Origin of the sequence: Methylocella silvestris (assembly GCF_002891535.1) — a bacterium.
Classification (GTDB): domain Bacteria; phylum Pseudomonadota; class Alphaproteobacteria; order Rhizobiales; family Beijerinckiaceae; genus Methylocapsa; species Methylocapsa silvestris_A.
In genome coordinates, this window is sequence record NZ_PDZR01000011.1 from 81785 (window position 1) to 101185 (window position 19401).

Genomic DNA, 19401 nt, shown 5'->3' on the forward strand with positions numbered 1-19401 from the left:
CGTGCTTAAAGCAGCCTCGAAAGGGGCCGGCCTGCCAGCGCCTCGCCCCGCTCGCTAGACCCATACCAAAAAACTTTGGAAACGACGCCCATGCGCCATCGCTTGATTCTGTCCCTGTTCGTCCCGCTCGCCTGCGCTTCTGCGGCAATTGCGCAAACCGCCGCCCCCGCCGGGACCCCCAGCCAATCCGCTCCAGCGGCAGCCGAGCCTGCTAAAGCGCCGCCGCCAAGCCGGAAAACATTCGGCGATTGGACCGTGATCTGCAATCCGCAGCCCGGACAATGCGAGGCCGACATTGTGCTGCAGCCGGAAGGCCAGCTTCCGCCCGTTGCCCGGCTGGCTTTCGTCCGCGATAGCGCGGACAAGCCGACGCGGCTTGTCGCGATCGTGCAGGCCAATCTGACGCTTCAGCCTGGCCCCGAAGTCATCGTCGACGCCGGCAAGGCAAATCTTTCATTTTCGTCCTGCCTGAATAGCGCCTGTCTTGCCGACGTCCTTCTCACTCCCGAACAGCTGGCGGCGTTCCGCGCCGCAGGCCGCAACGGGATGATGACGATCACCAACGCCGGCGGCGAGCAACTATCGACCGCCATTTCCAGCAAGGGTCTCGCCGAGGCGCTCGACGCGCTTTCGCCGAAGGCTGGCCAGTAACGATCGGCGGCTTTCGCAGGCAAACAAAAGCGGGGCTTGCGGGCCCCGCTTTTTTCTATTTCGGCGTGCTGTGCTCTGGCGTCAATGCTGCATGAAGAAGCGCAGCATTTCGCGCGAGGCGTCAGGTCCGTTGGGATCGGTGAACGAGCCCGTGGAATGTCCGCCCGACCAGGCATGGCCGAGATCTTCGAGCGCCCAATACTCCACTTGCGGGACGCCCTTGGCGTCCGCAATGATCGTGCGTTCGAAGGCGACGCCATCCTCGCCGGCTCCGCGTTCGCGCGTCTCGACGGCGCCCTTGATCCCGGTGCTGGCGAAGGCGACGATCAGATCCGCATTCGAGGGATGTACGGTTCGGTCGGCGCCGCCCTGGAACACGATGGTGCGGACATTGACCGGCGGCGTCGCGCCGGTCGTCGTGGCGCCATGCCGCATCGCGTTGAAAGCCGAGACGACGTCGGTCGCCGCGCCGCAAGGCAGGCCGGAATGGATGCCGACCGCCCTGAAAATATCCGGATGGGTCATGCTGAGATTGGCGGCCATCGCGCCGCCGGCAGAGAGGCCCGCAACGAAGACGCGCTCAGGATCGACCTGAAACTCCGCCATGACCTCGCGCGCAATGCCGGCGATGATGGCGGTTTCGCCGGAGTCGCGCGCCTGATCCTTGAGATTGAACCAGTTCCAGCACCCCATTTGATTCGAACTGCCGGATTGCTGCGGATAGGCGACCAGAAAACCCTCTTCCTCGGCAAGAACGTTCATGCGGGTGCCGCGCGCGAAATCATCCGGGTCCTGCTTGCAGCCATGCAGCATGACGATGAGCGGCATCTTTTTGCGGTTACCCTTGGCGGCGCTGCTTGGAATGAACAGCTTGTAGCTGCGCGAACCGGCCGCGCAGGTGAAGGAGCGCGCGATAAACTGAGCGCCCTCTGGCTTCGTCTCGGGGGACGCTTCATCGTCCGCCGGCGGCGCCCAGTCAAACCCCGGCGCGAAGCCGTGGCGCAATTTGTCGAACATTTCGGCAAGAGGCTTTGGAGCCGTTGTCGGCTGTCCTGGAAGATGGCCCAGCATGGCGGCGCCATTGATTGCCTGGGGCAGAGTTGGCGCGCTCGTGGGCTCGGGCGCTGCGCCCAAAGCCCGTTGAATGACTTTCGTCGCCTCGACCAGATTTTGACGCGATGTTAACGCAGTGGCCTTGCGTAGCGCGCTGTCGAGAGTGATCTTCATTGCTTGGTCCTTTTGGAATTGCGGTCAGCAGTCTCATTCGCATCTCAATTTTCGCTGAAACATCATCAGCGAATTCGATCCGTAAGCGTCAACTTGACCGCTTTGCTCGCCTGAAGCGCGCCATGAACCGTGATCGACTCGATGGTCGAGAGCGCGAGGTCGCATGGAACGTCGTCCGCGATGATGGCGAGGCCGATGACTTTGATGCTGAGCATCTCGCCCGCAGCCTTAACCGTTTCTAAATCCTCCCTGCTATAGTGCCTCAGACCGATTTCGAGGGTCTCGCGCACGATTGTTTTCTTCACGTCGTCCGCATGCAGCCGGAGCTGATTGCGTATCGCCGTGCGGATCATGTCCGTGCGGTTCGAATAAAATCCTTCCCGCACGAGCAGATCGACCTGACCGAGATCGACATAGCCGAGATTGATCGTGATCTTCTCGCTATCGCAAATCTTGTCGCGAAGGCGGTGTATTTCCGCACCCATGTCGTTCCCCATCTGTGTGGATGGTATATGGATGGTATGAGGCGGGTTCGCAAGTGCGAAAGGCAAGCCGTAGGTCACGATTGCGGGAGCGCCTTTGCGGCTCCGGCCCGACGAGGCCAATGATTAATGACGAATGTGTCAACTTTTGTGCGGCGCAAAATCTTTCTCTGAGGGCTTAAACGCGTCGCAGCGGTAAACGGCTCTGAGGCGGACTGACGCAGCCCCGCTCGGGCAAGGAGATCCGGCTCAGGCCTGGCGGCGGCCTGAGTTTTTCAAGATGGATCTTTCCGCGGGCGAGCGGACGCGTGACGCGGCGAGGCGTTGCCTGAAAGCGCGAGTTATCGCGCCTTGGCTAGCGGCAGAACGGCTTCCTGGGATGTGGGCGCTCTCCGGCAAGCCCTGAGCGCCTGGAGCGCCTATCGACCGAAGGCATCGTTCGATCGATAAGATATCGCTCAAACTCAAAAGCTTGAGCATGTCCTTGCCGATCAGCTTGCTTGGCTCTGATCGGTATGCGCTAGACGTCTTGTGTGGGGGCGGACCATTTCAGGATCGGATTGCGCGCGGCCCGGGTTTCGTCGAGACGGCGGCGCGGCGCATGATAGGGCGCGCCAACGAAGCGGTCGAAAGCGCCGTCGAAAGCGGAAAAGGCGAGATCGCGCAAGGTCGCAATGAACAGGTCAAGCGAGGCCTTCGATTCCGATTCAGTCGGCTCAATCAGCATCGCCCCATGCGCGACCAGCGGGAAATAGATCGTCATCGGGTGATAGCCCTCGTCGATCATCGCCTTGGCGAAGTCGAGCGTCGAGAGCCCGGTCGGCTTCAGCCACGCGTCGTCGAACAGCACTTCATGCATGCAGGGTTGGTCGCCAAAGGGCTGCGTCATCAGATCGCTGAGGCTCGCCCGGATGTAATTCGCGCTCAGCACCGCGTCTTCCGAGGCCTGACGCAAGCCGTCCGCGCCATGAGACATCATGTAGGAGAGCGCCCGGACGAACATTCCCATCTGACCGTGGAAGGCCGCCATGCGGCCAAAAGACTGCGAATCGGCCTCGACATGTTCGACCAGCCGAAGTCCGCTCTCTCCCTCGCGGAGGAAAGGAACCGGCGCGAAGGGCGCGAGCCGGGCAGACAGGACGACGGGCCCCGCGCCGGGGCCGCCACCGCCATGCGGGGTCGAAAACGTCTTGTGCAGATTGATATGCATGGCGTCGACGCCGAGGTCGCCGGGCCGCGTCTTGCCGACGATCGCGTTGAAATTCGCCCCGTCGCAATAAAAATAAGCCCCAACGGCATGCATCGCTTCGGCGATCGCGACGATATCGCTCTCGAACAGGCCGCAGGTGTTCGGATTGGTGAGCATGATCGCGGCGACATCCGGCCCGAGCAGGCTTTTCAGGGCCGCGAGATCAACACGTCCGTCCGGACCGCACGGCACAGTGCGCGTCGCAAAGCCAACCAGCGCCGCGCTCGCCGGATTGGTGCCATGCGCCGATTCCGGCACGAGCACGATCCGCCGCGTCGCGCTTTCGCCGCGGGCGGCGATCGCGGCCTTGATCGCCATCATGCCGCAGGCTTCGCCATGCGCGCCCGCTTTCGGCGACATGGCGACCGCCGGCATGCCGGTCATCTCCATCAACCAACGCGATAGTTCGGCGATCAGCTCCAGTGCGCCGGCGACGGTTGATTCCGGCTGCAGCGGATGGATGTCGCCAAAGCCCGGCAGCCGGGCCATCGACTCGTTCAGCCGCGGATTATGCTTCATGGTGCAGGAGCCGAGCGGATAGAGCCCCGCATCGATCGAATAATTCTTCTGCGACAGCCGTACGTAGTGGCGCATCGCTTCCGGCTCGCTAAGCCCCGGCAGGCCGATCGGCTCCTCGCGTTCGAGGCCGCCGAGCCGCATCTCGAACGGCGCGGGCTCGTCGATATCGACGCCGCTGACGTCCGGGCGGCCGATCTCGAAAATCAGCCCCTCTTCCTGGCAGAGGCCGCGATTGGAGGTAAAGGAGCGCGGACGCCCTGTCCCGGCCGACGAAATCGGATGTTCAGGTCTGTTCATCTTAGGCGATCCCTCTGAGAGCGGAGGCGAAGGCGGCGCGGTCCTCGTCCGTGTTGATTTCGCTCGACGCCACGATCATCAGATCGTCTAGGTCTTCGCCCGGCCACAGGCGCGATGCAGGAACGCCGCCGAGAATGCCCTTTTGCGCCAGATGTTCGACGATCTCGGCGGCGGGTCCGGGGACGCGCACCGTAAATTCGTTGAAGAAGCTGCGATTGAGCACCTCGACGCCATAGATTTGCGCAAAGCGCCCGGCGAGATCGACCGCATTGGCATGGTTGACGCGCGCAAGCTGGCGCAGCCCCGCCTCGCCGAGCAGCGTCAGATGCATCGTGAAGGCGAGGCAGCAGAGGCCGGCGTTGGTACAGATGCTGGAGGTCGCCTTGTCGCGCTTGATGTGCTGCTCGCGCGTCGAGAGAGTCAGCACGAAGCCGCGCCGTCCGTCGGCGTCGACCGTCTCGCCGCAGAGCCGGCCCGGCATTTGCCGCAGATATTTCTGTCTTGTCGCGAAAAGGCCGACATAGGGTCCGCCGAAATTGAGCCCGTTGCCGATCGATTGGCCCTCGCCGACGACGATGTCGGCGCCCATCGCGCCTGGCGGCTTGACGAGGCCGAGCGAGATCGCCTCGGTGAAGACGGCGATCAGAAGCGCGCCATGCTCCTTGCAGGCAGCCGCAAGCGCCGAGAGGTCGCGCAAATTGCCGAAGGCGTCCGGCGTCTGGACGACGACGCAGGACGTCTCTTCGTCGACCTCGGCGGCAAGATCTTCGGCGGCGAAGACGTCTGGCGGCAGGCTCAGCGCATCATTGTCCGTCATCTTCGAGACGGTGCGCACGACCTCCGCATAATGCGGATGCAGGCCGCCGGACAGCACGGCCTTGCGCCTCTTTGTGACGCGATGGGCCATCAATACGGCCTCCATCGTCGCGGTCGAGCCGTCATACATTGAGGCGTTGGCGACATCCATCGCGGTCAGCGCCGCGACCTGGGTCTGAAACTCGAAGATCGCCTGCAACGTGCCTTGCGAGATTTCCGGCTGATAGGGGGTGTAGCTCGTCAGGAATTCCGAACGCTGGATCAGATGATCGACGCTCGCCGGGATGTGATGCTTATAGGCGCCGGCGCCGATGAAGAACGGCGCGGAGCCGGCCGGCATATTCTTCGCCGCCATCGCGGCGAGCAGACGCTGCGTCTCCATCTCGCTGCGCCGAAGCGGCAGGTCGAGATCGCGCGAAAGCCGATTTGCTTCGGGAATCGACGAAAACAGGGCGTCGATCGAGTCGACGCCGATCCGCGCCAGCATTTCGGAGCGGTCTTCAGAATTCAGGGGCAGATAGCGCATGGAGTTCCAATCGAAGGTTCGATCTTTGGTGGTCGCGCGGGTTTGCCGTATCAGGCGATGGTCTTGACGAACGCCTCGTAGGCCTCCTCATCCATGAGCGCATCGAGTTCCGAGGGGTCCGAGAGCTTCAGCTTGAAGAACCAGCCGGAGCCGTTCGGCTCCTCGTTGACGAGGGCGGGCTTTTCTTCCAGCGCGGAATTGACGCCGATAACCTCGCCCGAGGCTGGCGCATTGACGCCGCTCGCCGCCTTGACGCTTTCAACGACGGCGGCCTCGGCGCCCTCGGCCAAGACGGCGCCGACGACGGGAAGCTCGACGAAGACGACGTCGCCCAATTGCGACTGGGCGAAATCGGTTATGCCGACGACGGCGCCGTCCGGCTCAAGCCTTATATATTCATGGTCTTTGGTATAGCGAAGGTTGGACATTAGGCTCTCCTGACATAGGCGTGCGGCGTGAACGGCGTCGCGGCGATCCGCGCCGGCGCCGGTTTGCCGCGCACAATCAGATTCACTGCCGCGCCGACGATGGCTTCTTGCGCCGCAACATAACCCATTGCGATGGGACGGCCGAGACTTGGGGCATAGCCCCCCGAGGTCAGGCGGCCGATGGCGCGGCCGTCCGGCGTCTCGATCTCCGCGCCTTCGCGGGCGGGCGCCTTGCCGTCGAGGATAAAGCCGACGCGGCGCCGCGCCGGACCACGGGCGATCGCTTCCGCAACGCGCGCAAAGCCGGGAAAGCCGCCTTCCACGCGCCGGCGCTTTGAGATCGACCATAACAGCCCGGCCTCGACCGGGTCCGTCGTCGCATCGATGTCGTGGCCGCAGAGGCACAGCCCCGCCTCGAGGCGAAGCGAATCGCGCGCGCCGAGCCCAACCGGAAGCACACGGGGATCGAACAGCAGCGTCCGCGCGAACGCCTCCGCCTTTGCCGCCGGCAGAGAAATCTCGAAGCCGTCTTCCCCGGTGTAGCCCGAGCGGGAAATCCTCAGCCGGAATCCGTCGAATTCGAATTCAGCCGACCGCATGAAGGCCAGTCGCGAGACCACCGGGACGATATTTTCGAGAACCTCGGCCGCTTGCGGTCCCTGCAGCGCCAGAAGCGCGAGTTGCGGCAGCGGCGTGAGAGCAAATCCGGGCAGCGCGGCGCTGATATGGGCGAAATCGGCTTCCTTGCTGGCGGCGTTGACGACAAGAAACAGGCGCTGGCGTCCGCCCTCATCGGCAAGGCGCGTGACCATCAGATCATCGAGGATTTGGCCATTGGCGTCGAGCAGCTGCGTGTAGCGCATCTGACCTGAATGGAGCGTGGCGATATCGCCGGGCGCCAGCCGCTCGAACGCGCGCAAGGCGTGCGCGCCCTCAAACAGCGCCTGTCCCATATGCGAAACGTCGAACAGTCCGGCCCCGGCGCGGGTGTGCAGATGCTCGGCGATGACGCCCGGCGGATATTGCACGGGCATTTCATAGCCCGCGAAGGGAACGAGGCGGGCGCCGAGCTCGCAATGAAGATCGTAAAGAGGGGTGCGCGCAAGGGGAAGGACGGCGGACTGAACGGACATGGGCTTCCTCGAACAAGGATCAAGCAAAGTCGCGGCGCGACGAATCGAGCCTCGGCCTTCGCCCCCTCTGTCCGGGAACCTGAGAGCGTTCCCCCGCGGACCCTCGAAAGATCGGGCGACGCGGGGCTGCCTCCTTCGGTGAGCCCTTCACGCATGAAAGGCTGCTTTCCAGAGCGTCAACTCTCAGCGGTCCGTGGGCCTGAGCGTTTCCGGGGCGGTTGCGCCTTCGGCGCCGGCTCGGCTTAAAGCCAAACCGGACTCTTCCGCTGAGAGGAAATTGACGTCTCAGATATCGGCGCGCGCCGCAGCATTGTCAACGCTGCGGCGCCGCAAAAGCCCTGAGACTTAAGGCGTATCGGCCGCCGCCGGGCAGTCGCAACCGCTCAATGCCGGGCTATTTGCCCTTGCCCGCCGCCTTCTGGGCGCCCTCGTCGATGCCTACCTTGATCGTGTAATCGTCTTCCGTGTGATCCTGGATGAAGGGCACCAGAAGCGGTTCAGTCACAAGGGTGAACTCCGTCATCGCCTCGCCCTGCGGGATCGTCGCTGCGACACGATAGAGTTTGGTGACGATCGGATCATTATCCTTGCTGCTGATGATCGCGACCCGCAGCGGCACGGAAAAACTCGCCGGCGCGCCGGCGGGGCCTAGCAGCACCTTCCCGGCGACGCCAATTTTCAACGCCAGCTGATCGCCCTGCATCGCGCATTCGCGGACGACGTCGCCCAACGCATATTGATAGCGCAGATTCATATTGGTCGGCGGCGAACCGGCATAGGTCTGCGCGGCTGCGGTGCCCTCGAGGATGATGATTTCCGGGCAGAACAGATGGCGCCCGCCGGACTGCCGCGAATTGCCTTCGGCTTTCTCCTTCGACCCGTGATAGGTGAAGAATTCGCCCCAGTTGAAGCTGCTGAATCCGTCCAGAAGGCCGCCTGCCGCGAAGGCTCCCCTAGCGAGCCCGCTCACTCCAAGCGCGGCAACGGCGACGCCGAGCATTGCGCCGCGAATCTTAGTGCCCAGTCGCATGAAAGACCGCTCCTCACGTCTTGTGAGGCCCTGCTCTACATCAGTACGGGCGAAAGCTCCAGACGCGGATTTTCCCTATCGTGGAAGCCGCGCTGTCAGAAACGGCCGAGCGGGTCGCCGGGGGTCGCGAGCGGCACGGTCAGAGCCTTCGGCGTGCGCGTCCAGGTGTCCGCCGCGCCGAATACAGTTTTCAGGATCGAGGGCGCATTGGAGAGGCTGACGAAGATCATCAGCGGCGTCAGCGAGGCGAGCGTCGCGACGTAGCGGGTCGCGGATCCACGCTGCAGCAGGATATAGGGCGTCAGCGTCATGCCGATGGCCACCATGGCGATCAGCACGCCGATCACATTGATCACTGGCAGATAGGCCGTGGTGTCGCCGGCGCGCAGGAAGATGCTGGCGGTGAGCGCCCCGAGCGCGACGGCGGCGCAGGGATAAAAGGTCTGCACCAGGATGAGGAGCAGCGCCGAAGCCTTGCGGCGCAAGGTCCAGTCCGAGGTCCACACTTGCTTCAGAAGCTTGCGCGCAACCTGAACGAAGCCGTTCGACCAGCGCCGCTGCTGCACGCGCCAATGCTTCACCTTGTCGGGAACAAGCCCCGGCACCGGCGGATCCATGGAAAACAGCCCATGCCAGCCGGCGATCTCGGCGCGCACCGTCAGGTCGAGGTCCTCGCACAGCGAATCCGAGGACCATCCGCCCGCCGCATTGATGGCGGTCCGGCGCCACACGCCGGCAGTGCCGTTGAACTGAAACAGCCAGCCGGCGCGATAGCGCGTCGCCTGCTCCAGCACATAATGTGCGTCGAGCATCAGGCCCTGCGCGCGGGTCAGCCAATTGGAGCTGGCGTTGGCGAATTCGCAGCGCGACTGGATGAAGCTCGCCTTCGGATCGGCGATCAGAGCCGGCATGATCTTGCGCAGCCAGTTCGCCGGGGGCCGGAAATCGACGTCGAGCACGGCGATATAGGGCGCCGAAGAATGGGCAAGGCCGGCCGCGAGCGCGCCCGCCTTATAGCCCGAACGGTCGCCGCGACGCAGATGCTCGACATTGAAGCCGCGATCCAGCAATTCGCCGATCACCCGCGCCGCAATCGCGCTGGTCTCGTCGAAGCTGTCGTCGAGCAACTGGATATGCAGGCGGTCGCGCGGCCAGTCGAGCGCGGAGGCAGAGCGCAGCGCGCCGATGACCGTCTCGGGCTCGTTGAAAACGGGGATCTGCACCAGCACATGCGGCAGGTCGGCGTCGGTGAGGATGAGATGGCGCAGCGGCCGGCCGAGCTTGCGGCCGCGCAGGCGCTCGAAAATATTGATGCCGATCAGAGCCAGAAAACCGCCGGCTACGAAAATCAGGCCGGCTACGGAGATCGCCAGAGCCGTGTCGCTGAGAAGCGTCAGAAAATCAATCAGAGTCAAAACACGCCCCCGCGACTGCCGTCCCCCATCCGCTTGCGTCGCCTCTTCGCGTGAACATGACGCCGTTCACGCTTTAAAACATCGAGCGCTTCGCTTTAAGAAATCGTCGAGGGGGTTTGGTTTTGCGTCACCTTCGCGTTGTGCGCCGACGCGGACCCTTGCTCGATCGACTTCCACGGGTGGAAACTTTCGAGGTTGAAAAGGCCCTAAACTGAGCTTTGGAACAACCAACAAATTGCAACAGAATGTTGCAGAAATTGAGTGGGCTCAGAGCAGAAAATGTTAACATTACCAAAGCCTTAAAAGAGCCTCATTTGTGGCCAGCCGAAGGCTTTGAGACGGTTTTTTGAGGCGCTGCGAATCGCTCAATGGCGACTGCACGATCCGCAAAACGCGCTTCATTCTGTACGGCCAAGATCACGCTCAAGCTTTTGAACTCAGGCGATTTCCGATCGATCTAAGGCGCGTCGGGCGAGGCCGCGCGCTCCTGCGTCTTCGGCGCCCGCACTTCGACGCGCGCCAAGATTTTGTCGACAAGGCGCGGCGGCAGAATGCGGCCGAATCTGGCAAGCGCATAGAGTGGCCAGGGAAAGGCGATCACGGCCTTGCGGCGGTCGAGGCCGCGACGGATGATGTTCGCAGCTGCAGCATCGCTGATCTCGAGCGGCTTCATGGCGTCGATGCTGTCGTTTAGCGGCGTTTTCACAAAGCCGGCGATCACGAGGCTGATACAAAGGCCTTCCGGCTCCAGCCGCGCGCGCAGCGATTCGGCATAGGCGTGCACCGCCGCCTTGGAGGCGCAATAGGCCGGAGAATAGGGCAGCCCGCGCAGGCCCGCGATCGAGCCGATGAAGGCGAGCTGGCCAGCTTTTCGGGCGCACATCGGCCGGAGCAGCGGCTCGGCCGTGTTGAGCACGCCATACAGATTGGCGGCGAGCAGAGCCCGCACAGCGTCCGGATCCTCAAAACTTTCGCCCGGCTTCAGCCCGGTCGTGATGCCGGCGTTGGCGACGCAAAGATCGAATGGACGGCGCAGATCCTCGGCGCCGATGAAAGCGGCCATCGCCGCCCGGTCGCGCACGTCGACAAGGCCCGTTGTCACTTCGGCGCCGCGCGCCCGCGCCTCCCCGGCGACGGCTTCGAGACGTTCGGGATTGCGCCCGATCAGAGCAAGCCTTGCGCCCTTTTGCGCATAGGCAAGCGCCAGGGCGCGGCCGATGCCGCTCGATGCGCCGGTGATGAGAACGGAGCGCGCGGCCATGTCAGCGCCAGGACCTCTCTTCGCCCATCGTCAGAGCTCGGCCTGTCGGCTTGCGGGCGCCAGCGTCGCCTCGGCGAGAACGGCGAGATCGCCATTGGAGCCATGCGCCATCAGGCGCAGCAGCAGTTCGGCCTCCGGCCCAGACGTCGCGCGGACGATTCGGCCGGAAATGACAATGGAGTCGCCAACCGGCACCGGCCGCAGAAACTTCGCCGATATCCGCGCGATGACAAGGTCCGGGCGCCAGCGCCGCAGCGCAGGCTCAAAGCAGCTCATCATCAGCATGCCGTGGATCGGCGGCGCCTTCAGGCCAGCGGCTGCGGCGACGCCGGCGTCAAGATGCAGCGGGTTGTCGTCGCCCGAAGCCAGCGCGTAGCGGGCGAGATCCTCGGCCCGGACGGGACCAAACTCTGTCTTTCCGATCGAGTCGCCGATTTTCGGCCCATCGCCAACAGGCGCGCCCGGCGGCAGGCTCATGGCGCATGGTCCGCGCCGGCGGCCGTCGCAACCAGCCGCAGCACCGTCTCGAAGGCCGCGCATGGCTCGTGCGCCAAAGTCGTGACGGCGCCGGAAACGGTCAGCCGCTCGGGGGCGCTGGAGCGCTTGAACTGGAGATCGAGGCGGTATTCGGCGTCAAGCGCGAGCGGGCGCTGATAGGAGAAGCTTTGCGCCTCATGCACCGGCAGGACGCCGCCGGGGCCGATCATGCGGCGCAACGTCGGGCGCACTTCGGGCAGGGTCAGCCAGCAGAACGGATATGTCACCGGGATTTCCGAGCCGGGCGCGCCGGCCCCGGCTTCCTCCTCCAGAAAAGCGGCGCGCCGGAATGCGGCGACGCTTTCAGCGTCGGTCCGGACGCGAAGATCCGGCAGCCGCGCCAGCGCCTCCTCGCCGGCTTCAGCGATCGCCGCCTGCATCAGGCGGCCTCGGCGCGGCGTACGACAAGAGAGGCGTTGATGCCGCCGAAGGCGAAGGAATTGCTCATCGCGGTGCGAATCGGCATCGGCCGCGCCTCGTTCGGCACCGCGTCGACCGGACATTTGACGTCGGGCTCGCGCCAATTGATGGTCGGCGGCGCGATGCTATTGCGCACGGCGCCGATGGTGACGACAAGCTCCAGCGCGCCGCCGGCGCCGAGGCCGTGTCCATGGATCGGCTTGGTCGAGGACACCGGCAGTTGCGGCGCCCGCGCGCCGAACACCATGCCAAGCGCCTCGGCTTCGGTGATGTCGTTCACCGTCGTGCCAGTGCCATGGGCGTTGATGTAATCGATCTCGTCGATGGCGACGCCAGCGTCGCGCAAAGCCTCGCTCATGCAGGCCGCGGCTCCCTTGGCGTCTGGCCGAACCTGATCCTTGGCGTCGGCGGTGGTCCCATATCCCGCGAGTTCGGCGAGCGGAACCGCGCCGCGCGCGAGCGCCATGTCTTCGGCTTCAAGGATGAAGACCGCTGCTCCGGTGCCGAGAATCATGCCGTTGCGGCCCTTCGAGAAGGGGCGGCAGACGTCCGGGGTCAGGACGCGCAGAGCCTCCCAGGCGAGCAGCGCGCTGTTGGTGATGCAGTCTTCCGTGCCGCCGACGATGGCGCGATCGATCACGCCCCAGCGAATCAGCTGCGCCGCGATGCCGATCGCCTGCGTCGCCGAGGAGCAAGCGCTCGCCACCGCAAAGCAGGGGCCGGTCGCGCCATAGCGGATGCTGACATTTGAGGGCGGCGAACTCGGGATCAGCCGCGGTATTGTGAGAGGCGCCGGGCGCCCCTGCTCCACCAGCGCGAGAAAAAGCCCGTCTTCCAGCGTATGCATGCCGCCGACGCCAGTGCCGATGATCGAGGCCGTGCGCGGCCCCATCGGTTCGTCGCGCGAGAGCCCGGCCTGGGCCACGGCCTCGTCCGCCGCCGTCAGAAGAAATTGCGTGACCGGATCGCAAAAGGGGAGCAGCGCGGCCTCAAGATGCGCCGCGGGATCGAAGTCCCGCACCTGAGCGGAGATCTTGATGCGTCCGCGATAGGGCCGGTTGAACTGGGTTTCGGAGACGCAGGAGCGGCCGTCGCGCGCCGCGCGCCACAAGGCGTCCGCGCCAATGCCTGCTGCAGATACGGCGCCCATGCCGGTGACGACGACCCGCCTCTGGTTGTTCATTTTATGATTTTTCTTTGATGATATAGGCCGCGATGGCGTCGATCAGGCTTTTGATGTCCTTGGCCTCGTGGAACGGGCCGTCCATCGGAATATAGACGTCAAATTTATCTTCGATGGCCGTCAGAATCATCACGATGTCGATCGATTTGAGGTCCAGGCTTTCAATCGTCGCGTCGGGCGTGACTTTCTCCCGATCGATCATGCCTTCCTTGACGATGACGTCGATAATCTGATTGACGAGCTCGGTTTGATCGAGATCCTTCGTTTCCACCGATGACTCCTAAGCGTCCAAAATTGCGCTCGTCCAGAGCCTCAGACGTTCAAGTTTAAACGCCGGACGCCCCAAACCTTTTGTTTGCCGCATCTTAGCGACCCCAAGCGTCTCCGCCTGGCTGTTCCGTGCTCTCGGCCGACGCAAAAGCCAAAGCGCCGCGAAGGGATCGATCGCGCCGCTCCGGGCAAAGCCGGAGGAGGGCGAACCGAGCACAATCAGCCGCCAAGCGTCAACCTCTTGCGCCGCTTGCGCTGCCTGGCGTTTGCGCCGTCAGGGACGCAGCACATGCGCGCCGCAGCCTGAGCCGATTTGGTTGGTTACGCCAAACGGACGCGAAAATAAAGGGCGGCGGATCATGCGAGGGCTTATGGCGCGCCGGCCAACGCCCATTGGTCAGGGAATCGCGACCACGCGGGTTCCAACGCGGACCCGCCCGAAAAGGTCGACGACGTCCTCATTCAGCATTCGGATGCAGCCGTAGGAAGCGGCGGCCCCGATCGATTTTCGCATGCTCGCCGTCGTGCCATGAATGGCGACCTCCGAGAGGGACAGCGTCAGCGCCGCGGCGCCCATCGGATTACGCGGCGACCCGCCCGGGATCATGGCCGGAAAATTCGGATGATCGCGACGCACGTCCGCCGGGGCCGACCACGACGGCCGCATGTACTTGCCCTCTATCGTGGCCTCGCCCTGCCAGGCCTTGCCGCTCCTGCCGATGGCGACGGGGTAGCGGATCGCCCGTCCATCGCCGGTGACGAGATAAAGCTTCCGTTCGCTCTGCTTGATGACGATCATCCCGGCCGGATAGGGCTGAGGGAAGGCGACGATTTCGCGCGCAAACGCTTCCGATTGTGGCTGTAGAAGGAGGGCGGCAAACGCCGCTGCAACCGCCGTTGCGAGTCGCGTAGGGAAAAGAATGAAAGAACCAGCGCGTGGAGAAATTGACCGTAAGGGTTGATCGCAGCCGAAGCGCTTCTTGCTCATTGCCGCCTGCCGATGTTGCCGAATCGGACGTTCCGGGCTTGCGCCTCGCGCCCGATTCGAGGTTACCGGCAACATGGTTAACCAAGCCTAAAGAACCCCCAAAACAGCGGGCCGAAGGCGAGAATCGGCATTTTGGAGGCTATTTCGCCGGCATTCGGGCGTGGCAAGCAGCGCGGACGCCAAGGCGGCGCGAGGAACTCGACTCAGCAGTAGGGCGCCAGACGCTCAGCATGAACGTCCAACGCCCCGTTCTGTCTGCGGCGCCGAGCGCGAGCGCCCGGCGGAGAAATTCTAGTTCGCGCGCTCACGAATCAGATCGTCGACGACCGACGGATCGGCGAGCGTCGAGGTGTCGCCGAGCGCCGAAAACTCCTTCTCCGCGATCTTGCGCAGGATGCGGCGCATGATCTTGCCGGAGCGGGTTTTAGGCAGGCCGGGCGCAAAATGCACGACATCTGGCGAGGCGATCGGCCCGATGTCCTTGCGCACCCAGGAGACGAGCTCCTTGCGCAGATCCTCGCTCGGTTCGATCCCGGTCATCAAGGTCACATAGGCGTAGATGCCCTGCCCCTTGATGTCGTGCGGATAGCCGACGACGGCGGCTTCCGCGACCTTGACATGGGCGACCAGCGAGCTTTCGACCTCGGCCGTGCCAAGGCGGTGGCCGGAGACGTTGATGACGTCGTCGACGCGGCCGGTGATCCAGTAATAACCGTCCTCGTCGCGCCGGCAACCGTCGCCGGTGAAATATTTGCCCGGATAGGCCGAGAAATAGGCCTGCACGAAGCGCTCATGGTCGTTGAAGATGGTGCGCATCTGCGCCGGCCAGGAATCGGCGATGACGAGATTGCCGGAACAGGCGCCCTCAAGCACCTCGCCGGCCGCGTCGACCACCTGCGGCTGCACGCCGAAGAAAGGCTGCGTCGCCGAGCCCGGCTTCAGCGCGGTCGCTCCCGGCAACGGGCTGATCAGAATGCCGCCGGTCTCGGTCTGCCACCAGGTGTCGACGATCGGGCATCTTTCCTCGCCGACCACCCGGTAATACCATTCCCAGGCTTCGGGATTGATCGGCTCGCCGACCGAACCCAGAAGCCGCAGAGACTTGCGGCTGGTTGCCTTGACGGGTCCATCGCCCGCGCCCATCAGCGAGCGGATCGCCGTCGGCGCGGTATAAAAGATATTGACTTGATGCTTGTCGACGACGTCCCAGAACCGCGAGATCGTCGGATAAGTCGGAACGCCCTCGAACATCAGCGTCGTCGCGCCATTGGCGAGCGGACCATAGACGATGTAGCTGTGTCCGGTCACCCAGCCGACGTCGGCGGTGCACCAATAGACCTCGCCCGGCCGATAGTCGAAGACATATTGGTGGGTCATCGAGGCCCAGACGAGATAGCCGGCGGTCGAGTGGACGACGCCTTTGGGCGCGCCGGTCGAGCCCGATGTAAACAGGATGAAGAGCGGATCTTCGGCGTTCATCTCTTCGGCCGGGCAGTCCGCGCTGGCCTTGGCGAGCGCCTCGTCGTACCAGACGTCGCGGCCCTCGGTCCAGGCGACTTTGCCGCCCGTGCGCCGCACCACAAGCATGGTCTCGACGATGCCACCGATCTTCTTGATCGCCGCATCGGCGTTGATCTTCAGCGGCACCTTGCGTCCGCCGCGAAAACCCTCATCCGCCGTGATGACAAGCTTCGACTTGCAGCCCTCGATGCGGCCGCCAAGCGAATCCGCCGAAAAACCGCCGAACACGATCGAATGGATGGCGCCGATCCGGGCGCAGGCCAGCATGGCGTATGCCGCCTCGGGGATCATCGGCAAATAGATCGTGACGGTGTCGCCCTTGCCTACTCCATAGGACTTCAGGACATTGGCGAGGCGGCAGACTTCTTCATGCAGTTGCTTGTAAGTGATGTGCTTCGATTCATTCGGATCGTCGCCTTCCCAGATGATCGCGGTCTTGTCGCCGAGCGTCGCGAGGTGGCGGTCGATACAATTGGTCGAGACATTCGTCACGCCGTCTTCGAACCATTTGATCGAGACGTTGTGCGGATCGAACGATGTATTCTTGACTTTGGTATAGGGCTTGACCCAGTCAATCCGCTTGCCGTGCTCCCCCCAGAACTTATCCGGTTCCGAGATTGAACTTTCGTACATTGATTTGTACTTGGCCGCGTCGACGTAGGCGGACTTGCTCCATTCAGCAGTGACGGGGTAGACTTTATCCGACATGTGCGTAATCCTCCCAGGCAGCGCTTTTTTGGGGCGCCTTCCTCAAATCAACTGGATCACGATGAGCCTGGATCGTTCAAATTCAGGCTTGCAAATGTGATCGATGGAAATCCTTTAAGAGCGGGATGCGGCGGACGACCCTTCCCGCACTTTCTCGTCCGGTTCAGTATGCGCCTTGGGCGCCAATCCTCCTAAGCGGATCAAGCGTTCTTCTCATCAAGGCGTTCGGCGCCTTGGCAATTGTTTTTATGGGCAATCTTTCTGAACTTTGTCCAATGCCTGCGATATCCCCGAAAGGGAGTAGGTATCCGTCGTCACATTGCCCTTTACGGACGGCGCCTTGACGATCAGCTTCGAGCCTTTTTTGAGCGCTTCGACGAACTGCGTCTCTTCCGCCGGATTTTTGATCCAGGCGTTGGCGCCCTTGGCGACGAGATTGAAATTCGCGCCGCCGATGTCAGCCCGCGCGTCGGCGCCCTCCTTGACGGCAAAGCCCATGATGATCGAGACTTCGTTGCGCACCTTCTCGGCCGGCCGGTTCGAGATGAACACATAGGCCGGGTCGCGCTTCAAGGCGGCGGGCGCCCGCTCCTTCGGCGTCGCCAGCGCATAGCAGGTCTTGTCCTTGGCGCCCTCGGCGAGAAACGCGCCCCAGTCGCCATAGGAGCCGACCTGCACCGGCTTGCCGGGTTTCTTGGCCTCGCCCGGTTTCGCGTCGCCCGTCTTGGCGGCGCTCTTTTTGGCGTCGGCTTTTTTTGTCTCATCCGCTTTGGGATCGGTCTGTCTCGCCTCGAACCAGCGTCCCGGGGCGTCCGCGCTCAACTTACCCTGCTCTTGGCTCGGGCCGGCGGCGATCGCCGCAAGGCAGAGAGCCGGCGCAAAAATTCCGGCGAGAGCCAGCGCCGCGCCGGGAAGGAAACGGAAAATCATGCTCGAGGAGGCTCCCTGCGGTCGGCGGCGAGAATGCGAACGCCACGCTTATAGGACGGGAGCCTCACCGGGGAAAGAGAGCAAAGCGGAGCCGCTGGAACTATTGCATGGCCAAAGCCCGCCCGATCCGCGCGGCCTTCATCAGCCAGACGCCCCTCGGGCGGCCTTTCAAAGGCCCGCCGTCTTGGCCGCCCCGAGGATCGCGCCGGGCCGCTGCAGCGACCCTTTCTGGACGAAAATAACATAGCCTTCGCCGTCATCGCGCGCGTCGGGCGCGTGGAAGGTTGCGGCGGCGCCGTCCCAGACGCCGATCTCATCCATGCCCCGGACGACATTGGTATAGGTCACGTTGCGGCCCGCGTTCTCGCCGCGGCCGATATGCACGGTGCGCGAACGCAGCACGCGCAAGGCGATCACGACGGCAGGGCCTCCCGCCCCCTCGCCCACCTCGACCGCCAGCGCGCCATTGGCCTGCGTCAGCCGAACCGGAACGGTCATCGCGCCGTCCCGGCTGCGGGCGGAAGCGAGCGCGGCGTCGATTTCCTTGCGATCGCTGCCGACGGCCCCCTGCAATCCGTCGACGATGATCTGCGGCGTATAGGCGTGCTGCTCTCCGAGCTTCGCCGCATAGGCCCTCTGCCGCGCGACAAAAACCGGCGAGGCCATGGTGTCCTTCCAGCCGATATAGTCCCAATAGTCGACCGGAAAGGAAACCGCGACGACGTCAGGCTTTCGCGCCAGGGCGGCGAGCAACGCATCGGCCGGCGGACAAAAAGAACAGCCCTGGCTTGTAAAAAGCTCCAGGGTGGAAGCAATAACGGGAGGAGAGGCGACCGCTGTGTCGACCGCCCCGCCTGCCGCAACGATAAAGAACGCACCAAGGAAGTGTCGCGGCAAGGCGCTGTATAGAGAGATCAAGGGTAAGCTTTTCACAAATCCCATTGATCAGGCCACTGTCCTATCGAAGCTTTGTTAAGCGGGAGGATGATTAGCGGGACTCTAGAGGACGACGCCGCACGCGCCAGTCAAATCCTGTTTACCGTACAGCCTACACGAGCACAAATGGAGTTGTCGCGGAGCCGCTTTCTTCGGCGCGCCGGATCGTTTATTGCCTTGAGCGATCCTTTCTGGCTGGAGCCCCGAGCATGACCTTTTTTGAGAATGCCGCGCAAAATCTTTCGGCGGGCGAATCCCTCGGGATGCGGGCGCGGAAAGTCATGTCCGCTCTGGCGCTCGTGACGCTTGGCCTCTTGCTGTCCGGCTGCGGCTACAACACGATCCCAACCCTTGAGGAACAGGCCAAAGCCAGATGGGCCGAGGTGCAGAACCAGTATCAGAGGCGCGCCGACCTTGTCCCCAATCTGGTCGCGACGGTTCAGGGCTTCGCCAAGCAGGAACGCGAAACGCTGACCGCCGTCGTCGAAGCAAGAGCCAGGGCGACGTCGGTCACGATCGACGCCTCGCAGCTGACCGACCCCGAGAAAGTGCGCCAGTTCCAGGAGGCGCAAACGCAATTATCGGGCGCGCTCGGACGCCTGCTCGCCGTCAGCGAGAATTATCCCGATCTCAAATCGAACCAGAACTTTCTCGCCCTCCAATCGCAACTCGAAGGAACCGAGAACAGGATCGCCGTCGCCCGTCGTGACTACATTGAAGCGGCGCGCGAATTCAACACCGCGCTGCGGACTTTCCCGACGCTGCTTTGGGCGAAGACGGTTTTCGCCGGCAAGCAGCCGCTGGCCCCGTTCGCCGCGAGCGACGCCGCGCAGACCGCTCCGCAAGTCAAGTTTTGACGCGATTTTTATCCTTT

Annotated in this window: 19 protein-coding genes and 2 riboswitches; of the genes, 2 read left to right on the forward strand and 17 right to left on the reverse strand. The window is 63.5% G+C overall.

Annotated features, from left to right (window positions below):
- Positions 1 to 90 precede the first annotated feature (90 nt).
- Positions 91 to 651 carry an invasion associated locus B family protein gene (locus tag CR492_RS11270; RefSeq protein ID WP_146030243.1) on the forward strand — a complete coding sequence of 187 codons (561 nt, stop codon included), beginning with the start codon at positions 91 to 93 and terminating at the stop codon, positions 649 to 651.
- A gap of 81 nt (positions 652 to 732) precedes the next feature.
- On the opposite strand, the gene CR492_RS11275 is transcribed toward CR492_RS11270, so the two are convergent.
- The 17 genes from CR492_RS11275 to CR492_RS11355 form a co-directional block, all read right to left on the reverse strand.
- Positions 733 to 1878 (reverse strand): extracellular catalytic domain type 1 short-chain-length polyhydroxyalkanoate depolymerase, encoded by a 1146-nt coding sequence (locus CR492_RS11275; protein ID WP_102843844.1) that lies wholly within the window; start codon positions 1876 to 1878, stop codon positions 733 to 735.
- Positions 1879 to 1943: 65 nt separating this feature from the next.
- Positions 1944 to 2363 (reverse strand): CopG family transcriptional regulator, encoded by a 420-nt coding sequence (locus CR492_RS11280; protein ID WP_102843882.1) that lies wholly within the window; start codon positions 2361 to 2363, stop codon positions 1944 to 1946.
- A 517-nt stretch (positions 2364 to 2880) separates the two neighbouring features.
- Complete coding sequence (gene gcvPB / locus CR492_RS11285; RefSeq protein ID WP_102843845.1) at positions 2881 to 4425, reverse strand: aminomethyl-transferring glycine dehydrogenase subunit GcvPB; 1545 nt, start codon at positions 4423 to 4425, stop codon at positions 2881 to 2883.
- A 1-nt stretch (position 4426) separates the two neighbouring features.
- Positions 4427 to 5767, reverse strand: a complete 1341-nt coding sequence (gene gcvPA / locus CR492_RS11290) for an aminomethyl-transferring glycine dehydrogenase subunit GcvPA (protein WP_102843846.1) — start codon at positions 5765 to 5767, stop codon at positions 4427 to 4429.
- A 50-nt stretch (positions 5768 to 5817) separates the two neighbouring features.
- Positions 5818 to 6195 carry a glycine cleavage system protein GcvH gene (gene gcvH, locus CR492_RS11295; protein WP_102843847.1) on the reverse strand — a complete coding sequence of 126 codons (378 nt, stop codon included), beginning with the start codon at positions 6193 to 6195 and terminating at the stop codon, positions 5818 to 5820.
- On the reverse strand, positions 6195 to 7328 hold the full coding sequence (gcvT, locus tag CR492_RS11300; RefSeq protein ID WP_102843848.1) for a glycine cleavage system aminomethyltransferase GcvT: 1134 nt from the start codon (positions 7326 to 7328) through the stop codon (positions 6195 to 6197). The genes gcvH and gcvT overlap by 1 nt, the downstream gene beginning before the upstream one ends.
- Positions 7329 to 7393: 65 nt before the next feature.
- Positions 7394 to 7502, reverse strand: a riboswitch (glycine riboswitch).
- 3 nt (positions 7503 to 7505) lie between these two features.
- A riboswitch (glycine riboswitch) is annotated at positions 7506 to 7604 on the reverse strand.
- 118 nt (positions 7605 to 7722) lie between these two features.
- Positions 7723 to 8358, reverse strand: a complete 636-nt coding sequence (locus CR492_RS11305) for a hypothetical protein (RefSeq protein WP_146030244.1) — start codon at positions 8356 to 8358, stop codon at positions 7723 to 7725.
- 95 nt (positions 8359 to 8453) lie between these two features.
- Positions 8454 to 9773 (reverse strand): glycosyltransferase family 2 protein, encoded by a 1320-nt coding sequence (locus CR492_RS11310; protein WP_102843850.1) that lies wholly within the window; start codon positions 9771 to 9773, stop codon positions 8454 to 8456.
- Positions 9774 to 10230: 457 nt separating this feature from the next.
- A complete protein-coding gene (locus CR492_RS11315; protein WP_102843851.1) occupies positions 10231 to 11034 on the reverse strand; it encodes an SDR family NAD(P)-dependent oxidoreductase in 804 nt (267 codons plus the stop codon).
- Positions 11035 to 11064: 30 nt separating this feature from the next.
- Entirely contained in the window at positions 11065 to 11511 is a 447-nt protein-coding gene (locus tag CR492_RS11320) for a MaoC family dehydratase (protein WP_102843852.1), read from the reverse strand.
- Positions 11508 to 11951 (reverse strand): hypothetical protein, encoded by a 444-nt coding sequence (locus tag CR492_RS11325; protein ID WP_102843853.1) that lies wholly within the window; start codon positions 11949 to 11951, stop codon positions 11508 to 11510. Before CR492_RS11325 ends, CR492_RS11320 begins: the two co-directional genes overlap by 4 nt.
- Entirely contained in the window at positions 11951 to 13174 is a 1224-nt protein-coding gene (locus tag CR492_RS11330; RefSeq protein ID WP_102843854.1) for a beta-ketoacyl-[acyl-carrier-protein] synthase family protein, read from the reverse strand. Before CR492_RS11330 ends, CR492_RS11325 begins: the two co-directional genes overlap by 1 nt.
- Before the next feature lies 1 nt (position 13175).
- Positions 13176 to 13445, reverse strand: coding sequence for an acyl carrier protein (locus CR492_RS11335; RefSeq protein WP_012590263.1), 270 nt, complete (start codon positions 13443 to 13445; stop codon positions 13176 to 13178).
- A 396-nt stretch (positions 13446 to 13841) separates the two neighbouring features.
- Positions 13842 to 14432: a L,D-transpeptidase gene (locus CR492_RS11340; protein ID WP_180982516.1), complete on the reverse strand. Its 591-nt coding sequence runs from the start codon at positions 14430 to 14432 to the stop codon at positions 13842 to 13844.
- A 291-nt stretch (positions 14433 to 14723) separates the two neighbouring features.
- The gene (gene acs, locus CR492_RS11345) at positions 14724 to 16661 is read right to left on the reverse strand and encodes an acetate--CoA ligase (protein WP_102843855.1); all 1938 of its coding nucleotides are present in this window, start codon (positions 16659 to 16661) and stop codon (positions 14724 to 14726) included.
- A 246-nt stretch (positions 16662 to 16907) separates the two neighbouring features.
- Positions 16908 to 17591 carry an invasion associated locus B family protein gene (locus CR492_RS11350; protein ID WP_102843856.1) on the reverse strand — a complete coding sequence of 228 codons (684 nt, stop codon included), beginning with the start codon at positions 17589 to 17591 and terminating at the stop codon, positions 16908 to 16910.
- Between the two features lie 168 nt (positions 17592 to 17759).
- Complete coding sequence (locus tag CR492_RS11355; protein ID WP_245412052.1) at positions 17760 to 18509, reverse strand: DUF1223 domain-containing protein; 750 nt, start codon at positions 18507 to 18509, stop codon at positions 17760 to 17762.
- A 281-nt stretch (positions 18510 to 18790) separates the two neighbouring features.
- On the opposite strand from CR492_RS11355, the gene CR492_RS11360 reads away from it, so the two are divergent.
- Positions 18791 to 19384, forward strand: a complete 594-nt coding sequence (locus tag CR492_RS11360; RefSeq protein WP_102843885.1) for a LemA family protein — start codon at positions 18791 to 18793, stop codon at positions 19382 to 19384.
- Positions 19385 to 19401: the final 17 nt, after the last annotated feature.